Source organism: Vibrio sp. V15_P4S5T153 (assembly GCF_963874485.1).
GTDB classification, from domain to species: Bacteria; Pseudomonadota; Gammaproteobacteria; order Enterobacterales; family Vibrionaceae; genus Vibrio; species Vibrio anguillarum.
On sequence record NZ_CAWNHR010000011.1, the window covers coordinates 1,264,612 to 1,286,250 of the forward strand.

Annotated in this window: 21 protein-coding genes; 4 read left to right on the forward strand and 17 right to left on the reverse strand. The window is 44.2% G+C overall.

From position 1 onward, the window contains the following. Window positions 1-90: 90 nt before the first annotated feature. Entirely contained in the window at window positions 91-1,035 is a 945-nt protein-coding gene (locus AACT42_RS07590; RefSeq protein WP_017048555.1) for a chemotaxis protein CheV, read from the reverse strand. Window positions 1,036-1,125: 90 nt separating this feature from the next. Beyond that, window positions 1,126-2,343 (reverse strand): sugar metabolism global transcriptional regulator Mlc, encoded by a 1,218-nt coding sequence (gene mlc, locus AACT42_RS07595; protein WP_013856420.1) that lies wholly within the window; start codon window positions 2,341-2,343, stop codon window positions 1,126-1,128. Between the two features lie 279 nt (window positions 2,344-2,622). Between mlc and pyk the strand changes: the two genes are divergently transcribed. Then, window positions 2,623-4,071, forward strand: a complete 1,449-nt coding sequence (pyk, locus tag AACT42_RS07600) for a pyruvate kinase (protein WP_017045267.1) — start codon at window positions 2,623-2,625, stop codon at window positions 4,069-4,071. Between the two features lie 18 nt (window positions 4,072-4,089). Here the strand turns inward: pyk and AACT42_RS07605 are convergent, their stop codons facing one another. Both AACT42_RS07605 and cydH read right to left on the reverse strand, forming a co-directional pair. After that, window positions 4,090-5,289, reverse strand: a complete 1,200-nt coding sequence (locus AACT42_RS07605) for a patatin-like phospholipase family protein (RefSeq protein WP_094131625.1) — start codon at window positions 5,287-5,289, stop codon at window positions 4,090-4,092. Between the two features lie 18 nt (window positions 5,290-5,307). Beyond that, window positions 5,308-5,397, reverse strand: a complete 90-nt coding sequence (gene cydH / locus AACT42_RS07610; RefSeq protein WP_094123948.1) for a cytochrome bd-I oxidase subunit CydH — start codon at window positions 5,395-5,397, stop codon at window positions 5,308-5,310. A 134-nt stretch (window positions 5,398-5,531) separates the two neighbouring features. Here cydH and AACT42_RS07615 point away from each other — a divergent pair, with 134 nt between their 5' ends. The 3 genes from AACT42_RS07615 to AACT42_RS07625 all read left to right on the forward strand — a co-directional run bounded on the left by AACT42_RS07615 (window position 5,532) and on the right by AACT42_RS07625 (window position 8,149). Further along, window positions 5,532-6,116, forward strand: coding sequence for an outer membrane protein (locus AACT42_RS07615; protein WP_176429082.1), 585 nt, complete (start codon window positions 5,532-5,534; stop codon window positions 6,114-6,116). A 477-nt stretch (window positions 6,117-6,593) separates the two neighbouring features. Beyond that, entirely contained in the window at window positions 6,594-8,054 is a 1,461-nt protein-coding gene (locus AACT42_RS07620) for a sodium-dependent transporter (RefSeq protein WP_017045264.1), read from the forward strand. Further along, window positions 8,054-8,149: a MetS family NSS transporter small subunit gene (locus tag AACT42_RS07625; RefSeq protein ID WP_010319106.1), complete on the forward strand. Its 96-nt coding sequence runs from the start codon at window positions 8,054-8,056 to the stop codon at window positions 8,147-8,149. Before AACT42_RS07620 ends, AACT42_RS07625 begins: the two co-directional genes overlap by 1 nt. Window positions 8,150-8,487: 338 nt before the next feature. On the opposite strand, the gene AACT42_RS07630 is transcribed toward AACT42_RS07625, so the two are convergent. The 13 genes from AACT42_RS07630 to plsX form a co-directional block, all read right to left on the reverse strand. Then, complete coding sequence (locus AACT42_RS07630; protein ID WP_094132147.1) at window positions 8,488-9,816, reverse strand: IS4 family transposase; 1,329 nt, start codon at window positions 9,814-9,816, stop codon at window positions 8,488-8,490. A 136-nt stretch (window positions 9,817-9,952) separates the two neighbouring features. Continuing rightward, window positions 9,953-11,383, reverse strand: coding sequence for a PTS glucose transporter subunit IIBC (ptsG, locus tag AACT42_RS07635; RefSeq protein ID WP_013856413.1), 1,431 nt, complete (start codon window positions 11,381-11,383; stop codon window positions 9,953-9,955). A gap of 427 nt (window positions 11,384-11,810) precedes the next feature. Further along, window positions 11,811-12,596: a TatD family hydrolase gene (locus AACT42_RS07640; protein ID WP_013856412.1), complete on the reverse strand. Its 786-nt coding sequence runs from the start codon at window positions 12,594-12,596 to the stop codon at window positions 11,811-11,813. Further along, on the reverse strand, window positions 12,587-13,573 hold the full coding sequence (gene holB, locus AACT42_RS07645) for a DNA polymerase III subunit delta' (RefSeq protein ID WP_094133165.1): 987 nt from the start codon (window positions 13,571-13,573) through the stop codon (window positions 12,587-12,589). The genes AACT42_RS07640 and holB overlap by 10 nt, the downstream gene beginning before the upstream one ends. 9 nt (window positions 13,574-13,582) lie before the next feature. After that, window positions 13,583-14,227: a dTMP kinase gene (tmk, locus tag AACT42_RS07650; protein ID WP_013856410.1), complete on the reverse strand. Its 645-nt coding sequence runs from the start codon at window positions 14,225-14,227 to the stop codon at window positions 13,583-13,585. Beyond that, the gene (gene mltG / locus AACT42_RS07655; protein ID WP_017049103.1) at window positions 14,224-15,240 is read right to left on the reverse strand and encodes an endolytic transglycosylase MltG; all 1,017 of its coding nucleotides are present in this window, start codon (window positions 15,238-15,240) and stop codon (window positions 14,224-14,226) included. Before mltG ends, tmk begins: the two co-directional genes overlap by 4 nt. After that, window positions 15,237-16,034, reverse strand: a complete 798-nt coding sequence (pabC, locus tag AACT42_RS07660; protein WP_094133164.1) for an aminodeoxychorismate lyase — start codon at window positions 16,032-16,034, stop codon at window positions 15,237-15,239. The genes mltG and pabC overlap by 4 nt, the downstream gene beginning before the upstream one ends. A gap of 77 nt (window positions 16,035-16,111) precedes the next feature. Next, window positions 16,112-17,356, reverse strand: coding sequence for a beta-ketoacyl-ACP synthase II (gene fabF, locus AACT42_RS07665; RefSeq protein ID WP_094133168.1), 1,245 nt, complete (start codon window positions 17,354-17,356; stop codon window positions 16,112-16,114). A gap of 90 nt (window positions 17,357-17,446) precedes the next feature. Next, on the reverse strand, window positions 17,447-17,680 hold the full coding sequence (gene acpP, locus AACT42_RS07670; RefSeq protein WP_014204679.1) for an acyl carrier protein: 234 nt from the start codon (window positions 17,678-17,680) through the stop codon (window positions 17,447-17,449). Window positions 17,681-17,914: 234 nt separating this feature from the next. After that, entirely contained in the window at window positions 17,915-18,649 is a 735-nt protein-coding gene (gene fabG / locus AACT42_RS07675) for a 3-oxoacyl-ACP reductase FabG (protein ID WP_161441975.1), read from the reverse strand. A gap of 19 nt (window positions 18,650-18,668) precedes the next feature. Next, a complete protein-coding gene (gene fabD, locus AACT42_RS07680) occupies window positions 18,669-19,592 on the reverse strand; it encodes an ACP S-malonyltransferase (protein ID WP_094133162.1) in 924 nt (307 codons plus the stop codon). A 63-nt stretch (window positions 19,593-19,655) separates the two neighbouring features. Beyond that, window positions 19,656-20,606, reverse strand: a complete 951-nt coding sequence (locus AACT42_RS07685; RefSeq protein ID WP_010319117.1) for a beta-ketoacyl-ACP synthase III — start codon at window positions 20,604-20,606, stop codon at window positions 19,656-19,658. Window positions 20,607-20,611: 5 nt separating this feature from the next. Beyond that, window positions 20,612-21,637, reverse strand: a complete 1,026-nt coding sequence (gene plsX / locus AACT42_RS07690) for a phosphate acyltransferase PlsX (RefSeq protein WP_094133161.1) — start codon at window positions 21,635-21,637, stop codon at window positions 20,612-20,614. Window positions 21,638-21,639: the final 2 nt, after the last annotated feature.

The following is a 21,639-nucleotide window of genomic DNA, read 5'->3' on the forward strand; positions in this document are numbered from 1 at the left end:
AGCAAGGCATTGTCGTTTGAGGTGAACGTTACTATTTCATGTCAGCACATTACATTAGAGACGACTTTATTGTAATGATGGCTAAAAATCTTACGAAAGCACATCACGTAATCGGTCTTGTGCCACTTGTACTAATAAATCGGGTTGGAATTTAGAGATAAAACGATCACAACCCACTTTTTGTACCATGGCTTCATTAAAGCTGCCACTGAGTGACGTGTTTAACGTAATAAATAGTGATTTCATTCTCGGATCATTACGGATCTCGGAAGTCAGTTTATAGCCGTCCATTTCTGGCATTTCAGCATCGGTGATCATCAATAAAAGCTCACTCGTTACATCTCTTCCTTCATCGCTCCACGACTTCAGAAGATTCAATGCTTCTAAGCCATCTCTGCATTCGACAATTTCCAAACCAAGCTGTGAGAGCGTCCCTTTTATTTGGTTACGAGCCGTTGAAGAATCATCCACAATCAGAATTTTTCGCCCGACCATCTCCGCAACCAAATCATGGTCAAGAACGCCTTCTGAGATAGAAACGTCATAATCAATAATCTCAGCTAACACTTTTTCAACATCAATGATTTCAACAATATGGCTACTGTTGACCTCTTTAACATGGGTGATAGCGGTAAGGTAATTAGACCGGCCAGCTAAACGCGGTGGTGGCTGAATTTCAGTCCATGCGGTATTGATAATATTGCGAACTTGCCCAACCAAAAAACCTTGAATGGTTCGATTGTACTCTGTGATGATGAGGTTCTGTTCCTGGCTATCCAAGCGAGATGGAGGAAAACCGATCGCACTGCGCAAATCAATGACAGGAACTGGCACTCCCCTCAATGAGGCTACACCCGTAATATTATGATGAGAACCGGGCAATTTCGTTAACTGAGGAACTTTGATCACTTCCCTCACCTTAAATACATTGATCGCAAAAATTTGCCGGCTATTTAAGCTGAATAAAAGCAACTCTAGTCGATTCTCTCCGACAAGATTGGTGCGCTGGTCAACCGTATTTAAAACACCTGACATACGAAATCCCGAAAATTATAGTGAACTCACATAACAGTATAGCCATATGGGTTAATTGTAAAAAATATAAATGATCTAACCGCGAAAAAATTAACCTTCGACAACTTTCATCAGCAAAAGTCCATCATAGAGAGCTTGTTTAATCAAAGCCGCACCGGGCATGGTTGCCTGTTTATAAAAACGTGATTCCACTAATTCGAGATCTTGATGATAGACAGGTAAGCTCTGCTCTTCGATGCATTTTTGCAATGCAGGGTATAACACGTTCTTAGCTTGGTTAATAACACCACCGATAAGAATTTTTTCTGGGTTAAACAGGTTGATCACAATTGCGATTGCGGCCCCTAAATAACGCCCTAGTTTCTCTATCACATCCACCGCTAATGGGTCACCCTCTGCTGCGGCCTCACAGATATCTTCAATAGTGATTTCACTGTGCTCAGTCAATGATGAAACCTCACCGTTTGCAATACGCAGCGCCACTTCTTCACGAATTGCTTGCGAACTGGCGACTGTCTCCAAACAGCCAATATTGCCACAATGGCAACGTTTACCGTGCGGATCAATTTGGATATGACCTAACTCACCGATATTCCCGTGCCGACCTTGCAGCACCCTGCCATCAAGGATAATGCCGGCCCCTAAACCGTGGTGAATAGAGATAAGAACTGAATTTTCATTGCCTTGCGAATGGCCAAACAACTTTTCAGCCAGTGCCCAAGCTCGGGTATCATTCGCCACAAATACAGGTAGGCCCGTCGCCTTATAAATTTCAGGACCAAGAGCCAGATTTTCCACATTGTAATGAGGCATCTGCAGCACAATCCCTTGCTCTGAATTCACTAAACCGGGCAAGGTAATTGCGATACTAGTCACTCGATCCAATTGCGACGAGTAGGTTTGAAAAAACTCTTCAATTTCGTAAAGCAACCTAGCGAGCACGTCATCTTGGTCTAGCTCATGGATCTCAATTTTGGTGTCGATCAACACTTCACCACCCAACTCATGCAGGGCAATAATTAGGTAACCACGCCCTAAACGCATGGATAAAAATTGCCATCCCTCATTATTGGTTTGTAAACCAACGGCTGGGCGGCCACGGCTGATCGCTTCTTGTACTGTCGTTTCATGGATTAAATGAGCTTCAATTAACTCACGAGTAATTTTGGTAATACTTGCCGGAGCAAGCTCACTCTCCTTCGATAAATCGATGCGAGAAATGGGACCTTTTTGGTCAATGAGTTTATATACACGACCAGCATTGACCTGTTTGATATGATCAATATGGCCTGGTTGCGCCATATACATTGGGAGCTCCAGAAATCAATAACATGCCAATTTTTTTACTTTGCGAAGTAATTGTGAAGCGCTTTAGTATATTGCCGTGACAAGCATCACGGATATACCTAGATCTTCGTGTATTTAGCCAATAAACTGCCATTTGTTTACATTCAAAAAATATGAAACTCCTCTTTTTTTGTGACAAAAATCATCTGACACCTGTCGATAAATTTCACTCTTATCCCCTTTCTTTCGCCAGATCTTGCATATACTCAATCTAGATTCCCGCCCCATCAGGAGAACACAATGACCGCTGTGTTAAGAAGAACAAAAATCGTGACTACTTTAGGCCCATCAACAGACAAAGGCGAGATATTAGAGGCGATTATCAAAGCTGGCGCAAATGTTGTGCGCATGAATTTTTCACATGGTAGCTCCGAGGACCATAAACTGCGAGCACAACGAGTAAGAGCTATCGCGGCTAAGTTGGGTCGCCATGTCGCTTTACTTGGTGATTTACAAGGACCAAAAATTAGAGTCTCCACATTTAAAGAAGGAAAAGTCTACTTAAATGAAGGTGACCGATTTGTTCTTGATGCAGAGCTCCCCCCAGGGCAAGGTGACCAAGACTCGGTTGGCATTGACTACAAAAAACTACCACAAGATGTGCAACAGGATGACTTGCTGCTATTGGACGACGGACGAGTACAACTACTCGTCACAGCAGTCGATGGTGCTAAAATACACACCATAGTCACCGTCGGTGGTCCACTTTCAAATAACAAAGGCATCAATAAAAAGGGTGGCGGTTTATCGGCGGAAGCGCTGACCGAAAAAGACAAACGAGACATACTACTCGCCGCCGAAATACAGGTTGAATATCTGGCCATTTCATTTCCTCGCAATGGCGAAGATATGAAATACGCGCGCCGCCTCGCTCGTGATGCAGGCCTTGAGGCCAAGCTCGTGGCGAAAGTGGAACGGGCAGAAACCGTGGCCAGTGATCACAATATTGATGACATCATTATGGCCTCCGATGTGATCATGGTCGCTCGTGGTGACTTGGGGGTAGAAATTGGTGATCCTGAGCTGGTTGGTGTGCAGAAAAAGCTGATCCGCCGCGCTAAGGCACTCAATAGAGTAGTGATCACAGCAACACAAATGATGGAGTCAATGATAGAGAACCCAATGCCAACCCGCGCGGAGGTAATGGATGTTGCCAATGCGGTGCTTGACGGAACCGATGCGGTGATGCTTTCAGGTGAAACTGCTGCTGGTAAATACCCAGTAGAAACGGTTCGTTCGATGGCCGAAGTGTGTGTCGGCGCGGAAAAAATGATCGAAGCTAGCCAACAAAATTACCGAATCGATACTTCGTTTGTGACTGCTGAAGAGACCATCGCGATGTCCACTATCTATGCGGCCAATCACATGGAAGGAATCAAAGCCATGGTGACTCTGACCGAATCAGGAAGAACAGCGCTTATGACCTCACGCTTAAATTCTGTACTGCCTATCTTTGCTATGTCACCCAATGAACGAAGTTTAAACCGCTGCGCTCTATACCGGGGAGTCACACCCGTCTATTTTGATACCAAAGCAGACACTGGTTTTGATGTGGCCGTTGCAGCTCTCAATACGCTTAAGGAGAAAAAACTGTTAGAGTTCGGTGACTTAGTGATCATCACTCAAGGTGACATTATGGATGTCGAAGGGTCAACCAACTGCATGCGTATCCTGCCGGTCCTTGAATAACCCGTGCTCCCCGTTAATTTAATTGTCGCGGGGAAAATAATCCGATGATGCAATACGGGACTGATATGCCGACTGCGCTTGGTTAAATTGGTCGATAAAGCGATAACCCGCCGTCAGTCCCAGCTCATAATCATAAAGCAGATCGTCTTGACTGCTTAAAAGAGATCTTGACCTCAGTGGTTCGCTGGGCACAATCTGTAGGATGTAAACATCATCCGGCGGCGCACGCAAAAATTCTTGAGTAAGAGAATAAGTTTGGTAATGCACCATTAACATATCCGCTAACCCCGAATCAAACTTGTCACCAATTAAATGACTCAAGCGATAAATATCATCAGCGCCAAATAACCAGCGTCCACCATTGAGTAGCTCCAAATTCATTTGCTCACGTTTTTGTAGCTTAGAACGTTCTATTTGTTGATGGAGAAGACCACTCCACTCTTGCTTCCAGTAAGACAATTTTTGTCGCCACTGACCTTGAATATTTTGCAAAGGTTCATGTAACCAATGAGCCTCGTTGTAAGGCTTAGCAGAAGGCAACGGCTTCATCGGTAACCCACTCTCTACCGCGTCGACATCAGGGCATTCAGTGCGGATTACCGCGACAAAACGGGCACCTCTACGCCATGCCTCCTGAACTGGAATTGATGCCGATACTCCACCATCAATATATAGGTCATCACCCAGCTTGACTTCATGCGGATATAAGCGGGGAATCGCACAGGTGGCAATCAACACCTCTCGCCAGTTACTTTCTAATATCGGGAAATAATGGTCGTGGAGTGAGTGTGCTGAGGTAACAGCAGCATAAGCTTTTCTTTTCGCAAGGACTTGGGCTCCCATATCGACATCCAACCGATAAGGAAACTCCGATATGCGATCTAAAGCCCAATCCAAGTTCATGAACTGCTTACGCCGAACGTAGCTAAATAGATTAAAAAAATTAGCATCCGTGGTGAGTTCTAAAATAAAAGCCTTGCCTAACCCATGCTGACGGCATAGGTAAGCGCACAAATTCAATGCACCTGCAGAGGTGCCATAGAATTCATCAAAGGGGTCAAAATTGGAAAGAAGCAACGCATCTAACACACCTGCGGTAAAAATACCTCTTTGGCCACCACCTTGGGCAACCAATGCATTTTTTCCTCCAATGTACTTCGAGAGCCGATCTAAATCCGCTCTCGTCTCTTTATCAGAGATAGTTCCACTAGTGTTCATCAGCAGAACCCTCGTTGATTAATGGCTGATAGCGATCAAACCAAAACCGACGAGAATAGTAAAGACCGTTGCAGTAATCACTAATGCATATTTTAGATCAAGTTCCATAGCCACCTCCTATCAGATAACAAAGTAATAACATCAGTGTGAAGTATCTTCAAGAATCGTTGGTTTTTCGTGCACAATTATGGAGTTACCATCACAATAACCTAATCGTTAAAAAGTGGCTTAGGTTAATAATTATGCATCAACGTAATAAAATCATTCTTATCATAGGAACTTTATCCGCTCCTTATACACAAGCACAAGTCACCGTTTCTCCCTTTTTTGGATATACCCTTGGGGGAGAAGTAGAGGATCAAGCTGGCAATGACTATGATTTAAAAGCTTCCTCTGGTTATGGCCTCGCTATAGAAACTGATTACGAAAAAGGCCGAATTGGTCTGTTTTATGCCACTCAAAACACCTCTGTTGAAACCATTAACGCGGATGCCAACATCCATTATCTCCACTTTCAAAGCAGCATTTATTATCCGACAAGCCAACAATTGACCGCTTATATAGGCCTAGGTATCGGTGGTTCTTATACGTATGTTGACTGGGCTAAAGATAAATATGGTTTTTCTTCAAGCTTGTTTGGGGGTTTTGAGTATGCCTTTACCGATAACATTGCGCTGAATAGCCAAGTGCGTTGGTTAGGTACCTCTGTTGACAACGAAACTTCAGCAACCTGCACACTGCCCTCTTCAGAAACGTGCGCGATTCGTTTTAAATCTGATTGGATCAATCAATTTTCGGCTAATATCGGCCTAACAGTTCGTTTTTAAACCAAGATAAAATTGTGGTGTGATTCACTAGTGAGTGTATGTTTTTCAGTCATACACTCTTCGACAAAAAATAGTTTTATCATTTATATTTTTTAGACAACGAAGTTATAAATTCCATTCTTATTAAAAAATGACGTTCATTCCACCTAAATCCCAATTAATTAACAACTAATACACCATCAAAAAACCAGAGAATAACATTTACAATCTATTGCCTTAACTTAGATTAGTCTGTAGTCTCGAACCCATGCGTAGCTGATTATTTCAGATACAGCAAACACACATCGAACTATTAAGAACAATATTCTGAGTTCTCGGAAAGCTGACAACATATAACACTAACTTTTTGCCAGTTCATGGATGATGGCGCAAATATTCACGGTCTATTTAGTGTACCGATAGTATTCATCACTCCAACACTGGCTCCGCAGCCGAAGAGAAGCTTCATACCTCAGGGAAGTCGTAAAGGAGTAAACAATGAAGCGAGAACAATGGGGATCCCGTGCAGGATTCATTCTGGCTGCCGTAGGTTCGGCTATCGGTCTTGGAAACATATGGCGTTTCCCTTATATGGCTTATGAGAATGGGGGTGGTGCATTCTTCATCCCTTACCTTTTCGCCATGATCACAGCGGGTATACCGTTTATGATCCTAGAGTTCAGTATGGGTCAAAAGCATCGCGGTTCAGCACCAGCCACACTGGCTAAAATTCACGCAAAATTTGAATGGTTAGGTTGGTTCCAAGTAGGGGTTGCCGCTATTATTGCTGTGTATTATGTGGCCGTTATTGGCTGGGCTATTTCCTACTTTGGTATGTCGTTTACACAAAGTTGGGGAACCGATACTAATGCTTTCTTCTTTAGCAACTATTTAGCACTAGGCGATAATTCACCGACAAATCTCGGTAGTATTCAATGGAAAATCGCCATTGCAATGCTGATTGCATGGGCCATTACTTATGCTGCTATCGTCGGTGGAGTGAAATCTGGAATCGAACGCGCTTCAAAAATCATGATGCCAATACTGTTTATCATGGTACTGCTTTTGATTGGCCGCATGATTTTCCTACCAGGTGCATTAGATGGTGTGAACTACATGTTTGAGCCTGACTTTGACAAGATCTGGGATGTGAAGGTTTGGGCTGCTGCTTATGGACAGATTTTCTTCACCCTAAGTATTGGTTTTGCCATCATGCTGGCGTATTCCAGCTACCTTCCTGAGAAATCAGACATAACGAATAACGCCTTCATGACAGTATTGATCAACTGTGGTTTCTCAATTCTGGCGGGGATTATGATTTTCTCTGTTCTTGGCTACATGGCTCATGAACAAGGCAAACCGTTGACAGAAGTCGTGTCTGCGGGCGTTGGGCTTGCATTCGTTACGTTACCAGCAGCTATCAACCTATTGCCAGCGCCCTATATTCTTGGGCCAATCTTCTTCTTTGCACTTGTTGTTGCAGGCCTAAGCTCACACATATCAATCATTGAAGCCGTCACCTCAGCCGTCATCGATAAGCTAAAATGGAGCCGTAAAAAGGCCGCTAATGTAGTTATCAGCGTAGGGTTTTTGGTTTCAATGGCCTTTGCGACCAACGGTGGCCTGTTGCTACTCGACCTTGTCGACCACTTCGCAAACAACGTGGGCATTATGGCGAGCTGTCTAGTGGAACTTACGCTCATGGCATGGCTATTTAAGATTTCTGACGTACGCAAATACGTGAACAGCATTTCCGATTTCAATATTGGCGTGTGGTTTGATATTTGTCTGCGCTTTATCTCACCTGTGATTTTGGCCATTATTGTCGCCACAAAACTGAACGCTCTATTCACAGAGGGTTACGGTGGTTATGACCTCACCCTAGGATGGGTCATGATCGGGTTACTATTCGCTATAGGCGTAACAATCAATGCAACAAGCCGCAAGGAGTGCAACTAATGACGACAAGTGCAATTATTATGATGATTATTGGTTTGGGCATTACGTGGGGTGGCGCCGCCATCTGCATTAAAAAAGCCATGAACAAACAATAATCCTGTTGATTCTAAAAGCCGATGTCATCATCGGCTTTTTTTATGCCTGTCGACAACCGCTACACCTGCCTCTTGAAGCCAAACCTATTCATGCCACCCAAACCACAGCAAAATTAAACAAGTGATGTGAACAAAGGAATAGAGCGAAATAGCCCTTACTTGATTATCGTTTGAGATAAAGAGAGTTAAGTCAACAAGCCAAGCGTGAGATCCGTCTTATCGCCGCAAGCGGACAACTCAACTAATAAATGAGATGGCAATGATCAACTTATAAAAATAGGGGATGGCTGATGAACGAGTTAGCGGCAAAAGAAAAGGAGGCTTTCGCCTAATGCCAGTCAGTTAAGCTGACTGGCTTTCTTTTTGTTGGGGTATTTCTTTGCCTTTGGTTTTATTGCTCTCGGATATATCCGCTCTTCTCGTTTAATGGGCAAGACATGGTGTATCGCCTCCTCTTGCAAGTGTGTAATGCGCTTAGGGATTGTTCCCGCTGACTCCAACCAGAACCCCAAAATTACGTGAATGATAGAGTGAGCACACGTTGTGAAGCTCAGTTGGTTGGGGTAGATGCCAGGCACTGCTTTAGCCATGTTAACCATCTGATATCTAATAATGTTATAGCTAAGCAATAAACCCCATAGTTCTTGTTTTACCATCTCTGGCTTCTTACTTCTCAGTGTGAACTCGTTGTTCAGAAGTGAAGACTTCATTTCCCGATATCCCACTTCGATTTCCCATCTATGACTGTAAAGCTCTGCTATTTCCACTGGCGGATAACGACGATGATCAGTCATCGAGGTCAAGATACTCACTTCTTTCCCTTTGATAGTTTTCTTTATCAGGCGGACTTCGATGGCTTCAGGTAGTGACGGAGACTTCTTTCTCGCTTGAGGCGTTGTCTTGAGTTCGACAATCCGATCATTGCGACCCAGCTTTCTGACTTCAGTAAATTGAGTATTCTTGCGCATTGGCATTAGCCAATGCCTTTCAGTCCCTGTATTTGCCCAGCGATGAAGAAGACTAAGAGAGTAAAAACCTCTGTCGAACATGGTGAGGCTGTAGTCTGGTGTTGTTTCAATCAACTGTTCCGCCAATATCATCTCATTGGTTTTGTAACTCGCGAAAGCACTGGCGACCAGCATGTGACTGGTCAACTCCATCTGGCAAACCATACGCACCTGAGGAAAGCTACCTTCACCATTCTGATTTGACGCAGATTGAAATGCATCGCGGTTTTCCTTGGTGTCTGGCGTTCGCCATACCACGCCATCGACAGCGAGGAGTTTTAATCCACACCAAGTCGGATGGTCAGCGGTTTCATTCCATAAGCTCTGGCTTTGATGGAATACTTCTTTCATGGCATCAGCCCCGAGCCGTTGTCTTGCTTGAACGATAGCACTCGGGGCAACCAGACTTCGTTTCCCGGGCAACATTAATTGTGCTTTGGAGACAATTGACCACAAAGGCTCTTGTCGGTAAAGCGACATAGCAACGACCGCCCAAACGGCCATGTCGAGAGGGATACGACGTTTACGAATAGTCGCCACACCGGAAGCTTCTAAGCATTGGTTGATGAAATCATGGCAAAGAATGTCACTGAGTTTTCCAAGCTGTTCAGTATTGGGGGCATAACGATTGGCGAGTGTTAGGGCTGTAGTTAATTGCAAAATAAAAGGCTCAAAGTTTTAGAAACTTAGAGCCTTTATAAGCCATCTGCAGGATCGTTCAACTGATCATTTATCTCTTAACTGATCGGCATTAGGCTTTCGCCTCCTTTTTTATAGGGGAATGAAAAGATATGAATTAACCGTGATTACGGATCCACTCATCCATTTCAGTTTTAAGGTTGTCAGACTTAGTACCAAAGATAGCTTGAACGCCACCCGATACAACAACAACACCCGCAGCACCAAGCTGTTTCAATTTCTCTTGGTTTACTGCTTCTGTTTTAGCAACAGAAACACGTAGACGAGTAATACATGCATCTAGGTTAGTGATGTTTTCTTTACCACCAAAGGCCGCAACAAGTTCACCAGCTAACTCACTGCCTGTAGCAGAAGAAGCTTCTTCAGATTCATCTTCACGACCTGGAGTTTTCAGGTTCATCGTACGGATAACGAAAGTAAACACGACATAGTATAGAACTGCATAAGCAATACCTAGACCAACCAATAGCAACATGTTTTCAGCACGAGGAGATTGAACAACAAAGTCAATGAAACCGTTCGAGAACGTGTGACCGTGAACAACACCTAGAGCGTTAGTCAATACATAAGCAAGACCAGCTAGCAAAGCATGAACAACATAAAGTACTGGAGCGATGAATAGGAACGAGAACTCAATAGGTTCTGTGATACCCGTTAGGAATGAAGTCAATGCAGCTGATGCCATGATACCCATTACTTTGGCACGGTTTTCTGGTTTAGCACTGTGTGCAATTGCAATTGCTGCAGCTGGAAGACCGAACATTTTGAATAGGTAGCCACCCGCTAGTTGACCGAAACCGTTACCTGCAGCGCGAGACGCATCATCAGCAGTCAAGAAACAAGTCATGATACCGTGAACGGTAGTACCTGCATTGTTGGTACATGTACCTGCTTCATAGAAGAAAGGCACGTTCCAGATGTGGTGAAGACCAAATGGAATCAATGAACGCTCAACAACACCGTAGATACCAAATGCGGTTACTGGATTTTGGTTAGCAGCCCAATCAGAGAATGTTGCGATAGCTGAACCTACAGGAGGCCAAATGATAGATAAAACAATACCTAGAGCAATCGCAAGGAAACCCGTAATGATTGGTACTGCACGTTTACCCGCGAAGAAGCCAAGATATTCAGGAAGTTGAATTTTGTAAAAACGATTGAATGCCCAAGCAGCAACACCACCAGCAAGGATACCACCAAGAACGCCTGTCTCGATGTTATCAACACCCATTACGACTGCCATTACTTTTAGCGTCGCAACCATGATGCCATAGCCAACAATTGCTGACAGGCCTGAAACACCATCGTTATTCGTGAAGCCTAATGCTACACCTACTGCAAAGAGTAGTGCCATTTGACCAAAAACCGAACCACCAGCTTGTTCCATTAAATGTGAAACAACTTCTGGTAGCCAGCTAAAGTTCGCTGCACCCACACCAAGCAAAATACCCGCAACTGGTAAAACTGATACTGGAAGCATCAGAGCCTTACCAACTTTCTGCAGGTTTGCAAAAAGGTTTTTAAACATGTTTATGCTCCTGATTAAGTTATTAGAATTGTTTGGGTTCTAACGGCACACCCCCGTAGCCTAAATGTTAGCACCCAATGAAAATGTAACCACATATCGCATTATATTTTTCGCCTCTAAATATATCTTGATGCCACTCAAACTTTCTAGTTAGTAACGAAATTTTGTTTCAAAACAATAGACCGATCACAATGCGGGAGGGTGTAAACCCTGCCAGTCAATTAATATAACTTTATGTTTTATAATGATATTGTTAACAATACCATTAATTTCACAGAGTGAATAAAATTAGCGCACTTGTTATTTTTAGTAACAAAATTACAATTTTAACTTTCAAGCTTATTTTTTCAACAGATTAAGTAAGCAAGGTAATAAGTTGTTAATTATCACGCTAATTTGATAAAAAACGCCGTCTTACACGCATTTCTCACGACAATTCAACTTTCCGTCGCAAAAAAAGATTTTGGTAATTTTCGGTCGTTTTTTCTTCAATTACTTTTAATGACAGACTTTTTAGCTGTGCAATATAAGCAGCAACCTCAACAACGTAGGCTGGCTGATTTTGCTGACCACGGTGTGGAACCGGCGCAAGATAAGGGGAATCAGTTTCAATCAGCAAGCGTTCCAAGGGCAGCGCCTTCACAACTTCTTTCAATTCTGTCGCTTGTCTAAACGTGACAATTCCTGAGATAGAAATATAAAAGCCAAGCTCCATAGCGGCTTGTGCAAAGGCAAGATCTTCAGTAAAACAATGGATAACACCACCGCACCTTTCTGCCCCACCATCACGGAGCATTTCAAGAGTATCAGCCCGGGCATTTCGTGTATGAATAATCAAAGGTTTGTTAAGGGCAACGGCGGTTTCAATGTGCTGTGAAAACCGTAACTTCTGTAACTCAGCCGTTTCCGGTTGATAGTGATAATCTAGCCCCGTTTCGCCAATCGCCACCACTTTGGGATGACTCGCGTATTGACGGAAGCGGGTCAATTCAAAATGACTTTCAACGTCAAGTGGATGAACACCACAAGAAGCATGAACATTATCAAAGGGCTGAATAAGCTCTAACATTGGTTCAAAAGAATCCAGCGTTACGCCAACAGAAAGCAATTGCTTAACATTGGCTTGACGAGCTTTTTCTACTACATCAGCAACATCGATATGGAGCGTATCGTAATCAAGTTTATCTAAGTGGCAGTGCGAATCTACAAACATGTTTTCTCATCATTAAAGTTAAATAGCCAATCGCTGATCAGTAGCTCGCTATTGAGCCCACTAAACGTCTTTAGTTCTTCCATCAAACGAGTTAATGCCTTGGTTTGGCGATAAAGTACTGGGTAGCAGATCTGTTTTGCTAATCGAAGGCTAATAGGAAGCTGCTGCTGTTCAACCACGCCAAATTGTACCTTTTGCGTATCGGTCAACATGGTCCACAACCAAGCCAAATATTGGGTAGGCGCCTCATTAATCTGCTTCACACAAGCGGAAATATCGGCACTGGCATCGGTTAAGCAATGAGCAATATTTTGCTCAAAAGCCTGATATTTTGCTAACTCTCCCGATTGAATAAACGCCAACGTATTTAGTGGTGAATAACCATTTAAATGCGCCGCATAAGGAGGGACAGGTTGCGATGTCTGTTCACTTAACCAATGCGAGACTTGTTCACTGCTCGGTGGTGTCAGCACCGTTTTTTGACAGCGACTGATAATGGTTGGGAGTAATGGGTTGATACGAGAGGCGACAAGTAAGAAAAAACAATTGCGCCCCGGAGCTTCTAACGTTTTGAGCAGTGCATTCGCTGCTGATTCATTCATGGAATCGGCGGGATTAATAACGATAAAGCGAGCACCAGAAAGCTGCGCCGATTCTTGAGCTAACTTATTGTATTGCCTAATTTGATCAACGGTAATCGCCTTCCCCTCTTTTTCAGGCGAGATCAGATGAAAATCAGGGTGACTACCAGACTTCATCAATTCGCAGCTATGACAAAACCCACACGCTTCTGAATGGCTGTGCGAACACATCACTGCTGCACTCAACTTCTCAATGAGCCGTTCAGCGCCCAGTCCTGAGGGAGAAATGAGTAAGCTTGCCGCAGGGAACTGCTGGTTATTGAGGCTGGTTTGCCACTGAAGCCAATAGCCTTCTAACCAAGGATACAGATCATTTATCATTAATTTGTTACTCAATGTTTAGCCCTAGTTTCTCTCTAGCATATTGGTTTCTAGAAACTGGGTTAACGCTGCTTTGATAGAGAATGCCACCGCTTCTATTGTTTGTTCAGCATTAATCACAGCCACGCTTTTATCTTCCTTAGCTAGGGCAAGGTAACGTTCACGCGTGCGCTCAAAAAAACCAATATCCATTTTTTCGATACGATCAAGCTCACCTCGACCTCTGGCTCTTTCTAAACCGATGCTCGGATCTAGGTCCAAATAGAGAGTAAAATCTGGCTTAAAATCACCTAGCGTTACCTTTTTAAGGTTTTGCATCGTTTCTAGCGGAATTTGCCTCCCACCACCTTGGTAGGCTTGAGAGGACATATCATGGCGATCACCAACCACCCACGAACCAGCCGCAAGTGCAGGCTTAATCACATTTTCAACCAATTGAACACGAGCGGCGTACATTAATAGCAGCTCAGTCATATCCTGAAGCACTTCACCGTCATGCTCTTCTTTGACTAAAGCGCGCATTTTTTCTGCTAAAACAGTCCCGCCCGGCTCACGAGTATGAGTGATATTTGTCACGCCGAACTCAATAAGTGTTTCTCTAATGGATTGAATAGCAGTGCTTTTTCCTGCGCCTTCTAAACCTTCTACAACAATAAATTTAGCATTCATGACTGGGTTCTTAACTGTTTTAAATAAGCGCGAACAGCGCGATTATGTTCATTCAATGTTTTAGAAAAAACGTGTCCACCAGAGCCACTGGCAACAAAATACAAATAATTACTCTGCTCTGGGTTTAATGCCGCTTTGATTGAGGCTTCCCCCGCCATCGCAATAGGCGTAGGAGGTAAACCAAAAATAGTATAAGTATTAAATGGCGTCGGTGTTCTTAAGTCTTTTTTACGAAGATTGCCATCGTAGGCATCGCCAAGCCCGTAAATGACCGTAGGATCTGTCTGCAGCCGCATCCGTTTATTGAGTCGATTGACAAAAACGGAGGCAATGCGCCCTCGCTCTGAAGCAATAGCCGTTTCCTTTTCAATAATTGACGCCAAAATCAACGCTTCATAAGGCGTTTTAATTGGCAGATTTGGCTGGCGATTGGCCCAATGTTGATCGAGTATTTTCTCAAGACGTCTATTGGCCCTTTTTAGGATCTCAAGATCGGTCGTTCCAAAAGGGAAATGATAAGTCTCCGCTAGAAACAATCCTTCAAGCTTTTGCTGCTCAATGCCTAATTTTTGGGCAATGTCGGCTTCTGCCAAATCAGCTATCGTGTTTGTCACGCCTTCGGTTTGTGCAAGCAGAGCTCGCCACTCATTAAAGCGGCTCCCTTCGACAAAGGTAATAGAGAACTGATGCTCTTTACCGGATATCACGTCACTTAAGAGATCGATCAATCGATCTCCGGGTTGTACTTGGTAAGTTCCCGCCTTAATTTTGGTTATTTCAGGATGCAGACGTCGCACTAACTTGTACATCGAAAAATCCGTTATCCATTTTTTCTCATTCAATAGCGTTAATACGCCATTAAGGCTTGTACCAGATTTTATGGTCACGACTTGCGATGAAGGAAGCGATAGAGGCTGTTCTAAATAAGCATCTACCTGTCGCTCAATGTAGAAATATCCAGCTCCAACGGCGATAATGATCAGTAGTAATACAACGAGAATTCGATTAATCACGAGTTAAAACGCTCCTGAAAATAGCGTGTTATTTTACCAATAGGGAAAATCGTATTTGCAATTGCCGTGACAGGCGCAACGCCTAATAAGGAGTTAGTAATAAACACTTCATCTGCCGACAATAACTCTTCTAATGAGAATGCTCTCACCTCAACCTTGAGATCGGTAGCCGCCGCCAATAATACACGACGAATAACCCCAGCTACGCCTGCATTGTCTAAGCTTGGCGTACATAACCTATCCCCTGACACCCAAAAAATATTTGCAACCGTAGTTTCTATGACATGCTCATTGATGTCTAGCGCGATGCCGTCAGCGTACCCTTTTGCATCCATCTCTGACTTCAATAAAACTTGTTCTAGTCGATTGTTATGTTTGTGACCCGCCAATAATGGCGAGAGTCCCATCCGCTGTTGGCAAACACCAAGCTCGATACCATCGGCTATCCACTGACCATAATGGGCTGGATACTCAAAGGTACTGACAGTGACTTGAGAATCGCCAACGTTAGCAGGGCTATAACCCCGACCACCTTGTCCGCGGCTAATATGAATTTTCACACCGGATTTTGCGGTACTAGGAACGATCGTTGAGAGCCAATGTTCAACTTGCCGCCAATCAGGGACGGGAATAGCTAAACACCGCAAACAAGATTCCATGCGTTCAACGTGCATATCCCAATATTGAAGCTCACCATCGCAAACGAGAATCGTTGTGAAGCAACCATCCCCATACTGAAAAGAGCGATCAGTAAGAGATAGAGTGTCACTAGGTTGTCCATTTACCCAAAACATCGTGCTTACCCCACAAAAAGAAACGGCTCAATGCTAAGCATCAAGCCGTTCAAACTCAAGTGTCACAACCACAATCATTAGATTTTTTTGAAAATCAACGAGCCGTTTGTACCACCAAAACCAAAAGAGTTACAGATTGCATATTCCATACCTTCCACTTTGCGGGCAGTGTGTGGAACAAGATCAATGCCTAAACCTTCTTCTGGATCATCAAGGTTAATGGTTGGTGGAACAATTTGGTCAACTAATGACATAACGGTGATAATGGCTTCTACAGAACCAGCCGCGCCTAGCAAATGACCAGTCATCGATTTAGTAGAAGAGACAAGAACTTGTTTCGAACCTTCTTCACCTAAAGCGCGCTTAACACCTTTAATTTCCGCAACATCACCAGCTGGAGTCGAAGTACCATGCGCGTTGACGTAACCGATTTGAGTACCTGTTACGCCCGCATCACGCATCGCGGCTTCCATCGCTAACGCACCACCTGAACCGTCTTCGCTTGGTGAAGTCATGTGATAAGCATCACCAGACATACCAAAGCCAACTAACTCAGCGTAAATCTTCGCACCGCGTGCTTTAGCATGTTCATATTCTTCAAGAACCATAACGCCCGCACCATCGCCTAGAACAAAGCCATCACGGCCCTTGTCCCAAGGACGAGACGCTTTTTGCGGTTCATCATTACGCGTAGACAATGCTTTTGCTGCGCCAAAACCCGCCATGCCAAGTGGTGTCGATGCTTTTTCTGCACCACCCGCCACCATCGCATCGGCATCACCGTATGCAATCATACGTGCCGCATGGCCAATGTTATGTAAACCTGTTGTGCATGCGGTAGAAATAGCGATATTTGGACCACGAAGACCACGCATGATAGACAAGTTGCCTGAAACCATGTTGACAATCGTTGAGGGTACAAAGAACGGGCTCACTTTACGTGGGCCTTTTTCTACCAAGGCATGATGGCCAGTTTCAATCAAGTCAAGACCACCAATACCAGAGCCGATAGCAACACCGATTCTTGGGGCACTTTCTGGAGTTACTGTGATACCAGAATCATTAAGTGCTTGGATACCCGCCGCAATACCGTACTGGATAAAGAGATCCATCTTACGGGCATCTTTTTTAGACATATACTCTTCGCAGTTAAAGTCTTTGACTAGACCTGCAAAACGAGTTGAAAAATTGGTGGTATCAAAATGTTCGATATTAACGATACCGCTTTGACCAGCTAGCAGGGCTTTCCAAGAAGATTCTACAGTGTTGCCTACCGGTGACAACATACCCATGCCAGTGACAACGACACGACGCTTGGACACGATCATATTCTCCGGAGTTGAAAAGTTCTATGAGAGGTATAGAAGAGTTAGAAAAACTCAGGCGGCCAGAGGGCCGCCTGGGGAGAGATATTACTGAGCGCTGTTTACGTAGTCGATTGCAGCTTGAACAGTAGTGATCTTCTCAGCTTCTTCATCTGGAATTTCAGTATCGAATTCTTCTTCTAGAGCCATTACTAGCTCAACTGTATCTAGAGAATCAGCACCTAGATCTTCTACGAAAGAAGCTTCATTCTTTACTTCTGCTTCGTCTACACCTAGCTGTTCAACAATGATTTTCTTTACGCGTTCTTCGATGTTGCTCATGTTTTCTTTTCCTTTACAGATTTCGCCTAATGCGATGGTTCCGTAGTTTATTCTAACTAGGGAAAGTTGCAAGTGGGTCATTGCTGGTCAAACCACAATTTTACCGATTTTAACCGAAATTAAGACCATTTTTGACTTAAATCATGCACAAATGTTGCGCATATAGTTAGCAAGTTTTACACGTTGTTGACAATAGCAAAGCCTTTATTTCATCAATAACGTTCAAAAACCAACTTATACCATGTACATCCCGCCATTTACGTGCAAAGTTTCACCCGTAATGTAGGCAGCCTCTGGAGAAGCTAAAAATACCACTGCCGACGCAATTTCGCGTGGATCGCCTAAGCGGCCAGCTGGCACTTGGGCTAGTGTAGCAGTACGTTGGTCATCATTCAGCGCTTTTGTCATATCTGTTTCGATAAAACCTGGCGCAACTGTGTTAACCGTCACACCACGAGATGCAACTTCGCGAGCCATAGACTTAGTAAAGCCAATTACGCCCGCTTTTGCCGCTGCGTAGTTGGTTTGACCAGCGTTACCCATAGTCCCGACAACAGAGCCCACATTGATGATGCGACCATTGCGCTTTTTCATCATGCCACGTAGCACCGCTTTCGATAAGCGGAAGATAGACGTTAAGTTGGTATCAATAATATCTGACCATTCATCATCTTTCATGCGCATTAATAGATTATCACGAGTAATCCCGGCGTTATTCACCAGAATATCGATCACGCCAAACTCGTCATTGATGATTTTCAGCGTCGCTGCGATAGATTCCACATCCGTCACGTTCAGCGCTAGGCCTCTACCATTATTACCAAGATATTCACTGATTGCCGCTGCACCGCTTTCGCTAGTCGCCGTGCCGATCACTGTTGCACCGCGTTCAACTAATAATTCAGCGATCGCTCGGCCAATACCACGGCTTGCGCCAGTCACGAGAGCAATTTTGCCTTCTAGGTTCATCATCTATTCTTTCCTTTGATTACTTAACGGCATCAAGTGAAGCAATGTCATTCACTGCTGCTGATTCAAGCGATTTAATAATGCGCTTAGTCAGGCCTGTCAAAACTTTGCCTGGGCCAACTTCAAGCAGCTTTTCTATGCCTTGCTCACTCATCAACTGTACACATTCCGTCCAACGAACAGGGCTGTATAGTTGACGAACTAACGCATCTTTAATTTTGGCCGGATCAATTTCTGCTATTACATCCACATTGTTGATAACCGGAATTTGTGGTGCATTAAATTCAATCGATTGTAATGCAACCGCTAACTTGTCTGCTGCTGGCTTCATTAAAGCACAGTGAGAAGGAACAGAAACTGGCAATGGCAGCGCGCGCTTTGCTCCGGCCTCTTTACATAACTGACCCGCACGTTCAACTGCATCTTTATTGCCTGCGATGACAACTTGGCCTGGCGAGTTAAAGTTAACTGGTGAAACCACTTCACCTTGAGCAGCTTCTTCACACGCTTTTGCTATCAGCTCATCATCAAGACCGATAATAGCCGACATCGCACCTACGCCTGCCGGAACGGCTTCTTGCATTAACTGACCGCGCAGCTCTACTAATTTGATGGCTTGCTTAAAGTCAACTACACCAGCACACACCAGTGCGGAATACTCACCCAAGCTATGGCCAGCAAGCAAGGCTGGCTGATCTAAACCTAGGTTTTGCCATAGCCGCCAAAGGGCAACAGAAGAAGCGAGTACTGCCGGTTGAGTACGAGAGGTTTGGTTAAGATCTTCTACTGGGCCATTTTGTACCAATGCCCATAAATCATAACCCAGCACTTCAGAAGCTTCGGCAAATGTCTGTTGAATGACATCATACTGCTGACCAAGTTCTGCAAGCATACCAACTGATTGCGAGCCTTGACCTGGAAATACGATAGCAAACTTGCTCATTGTTTGTTTCCTTAAGTAAAAACAAGAGGTTGAACCAACCCCTTAAAATAAAAATCTATCCGCTTAAAACTTAACGAGTGCCGAGCCCCAAGTAAAACCACCACCGAAGGCTTCAAGCAATAACGTTTGACCACGTTGAATTCGACCATCTCGCACGGCTTCATCGAGCGCAGTTGGGACGGTAGCAGCAGACGTATTACCATGGCGATCAAGCGTTATTACGACTTGGTCAAGTGACATCGATAGTTTTTTCGCGGTCGCGGAAATAATGCGATAGTTAGCTTGATGAGGCACTAACCAATCTAATTCTGATTTGTGCATGTTATTGGCAGCAAGCGTATCTTTAACAAGCTTAGAGAGTTGCGTCACTGCCACTTTAAAGACTTCATTACCCGCCATATAAAGCCATTTATCAGCATCACCACCACGCTCTGGAACAGGTAAACTCAAGAGCTCGCCAAACTCACCATCAGAATAGATATGAGTCGACAAAATTCCTGGCTCTTCACTTGCACCAATAATGACAGCGCCTGCGCCATCACCAAATAAAATGATTGTCGAGCGGTCTGTTGGATCGCAGGTTTTAGACAAGGCATCAGCACCAATGACAAGAATGTTTTTACACATACCCGATTTGATGTGTTGATCTGCAATCGATAATCCATAGACAAAACCCGAACAGGCAGCCGCTAAATCAAAAGCGGGACATCCTTTGATGCCAAGCTTACCTTGCACCTGACATGCCGCCGAAGGAAATGCATGGCTACTGCTGGTTGTTGCAACAATAATCAGATCAATATCGTTTTTATCAATGCCGGCCATTTGAATGGCATTTTGCGCTGCATAGAAAGCCATATCCGCAACGGTTTCATTCTCCGCGCAAATGCGGCGCTCACGAATACCCGTACGGGCAATAATCCACTCATCGCTTGTCTCTACCATTTTCTCTAAATCTGCGTTGGTACGCACCTGAGATGGCAAGTAGCTGCCAGTACCTAAAATTTTGCTATACATGAAGACTAATAATGCCTCTCGAGTAAAACCGCTTCCAAACGATCGCTTATACGGCTGGGGACTTGTCGTTTGACCTCGTGTACCGCTTCGGAAATCGCATTCACGACGGCGAGTACATCAGCACTTCCATGACTTTTTATGACAATGCCGCGCAATCCTAACAAACTTGCGCCGTTATACTGGTCGGGGTTCAATGTTTTTAGTTCAGTAAATAATGAAGAAAACAGTTTTCGTGCAATCCAACCCTTTATGGATGAGCCCAAAAGTTGGCTTTTTAACTTATCAATAAAGAGTTGTGCTGTGCCTTCACATGCTTTCAGGCAAACATTGCCGACGAAACCATCGCAAACAATCACATCAGCGACATCATCCAACAACTGATTACCTTCGATATAGCCGATATAGTTGACGGCCTGAGTTTGATTCAGCATTTCAGCGCAACGCTTCACTAAATCATTCCCTTTAATCTCTTCCGCACCAATATTAAGGATGGCAACTTTTGCAGAGCGGCCTAAATGCTGTTCGGCCAGCGCACTCCCCATGACAGCAAATTGAAACAGAGAATCGGCATCACTTGATACGTTCGCACCCAAATCCAGCATCCAAGTGCGTTGACCTGAAGCCGTCGGCAACGCTGAAACTAATGCAGGACGATCAATGCCGGGCAGCAATTTCAGACGAAAACGAGATAACGCCATGAGCGCACCTGTATTACCACCACTGACACAAGCATCAGCACGGCCATCAGAAACTAGGTCAATTACGATGCCCATTGAACTTCCAGCACTATTGCGTAAGGCCAGAGAAGGTTTTTCGGAGTTAGAAATAACGCGGTCACTGTGCAAAATACTCAAGCGAGTATTAAGTTCATAACCTAATTGAGATAATTGATGTGTGATCAAAACTTGATCACCAACGAGGATCACTTTGAGCTCTGGGAAATGCGACAGTGCCTGCACGGCGGCAGGCACTGTTACGCGAGGACCGAAATCCCCGCCCATTGCATCAAGTGCAACGGTTAAATATTGCAAAG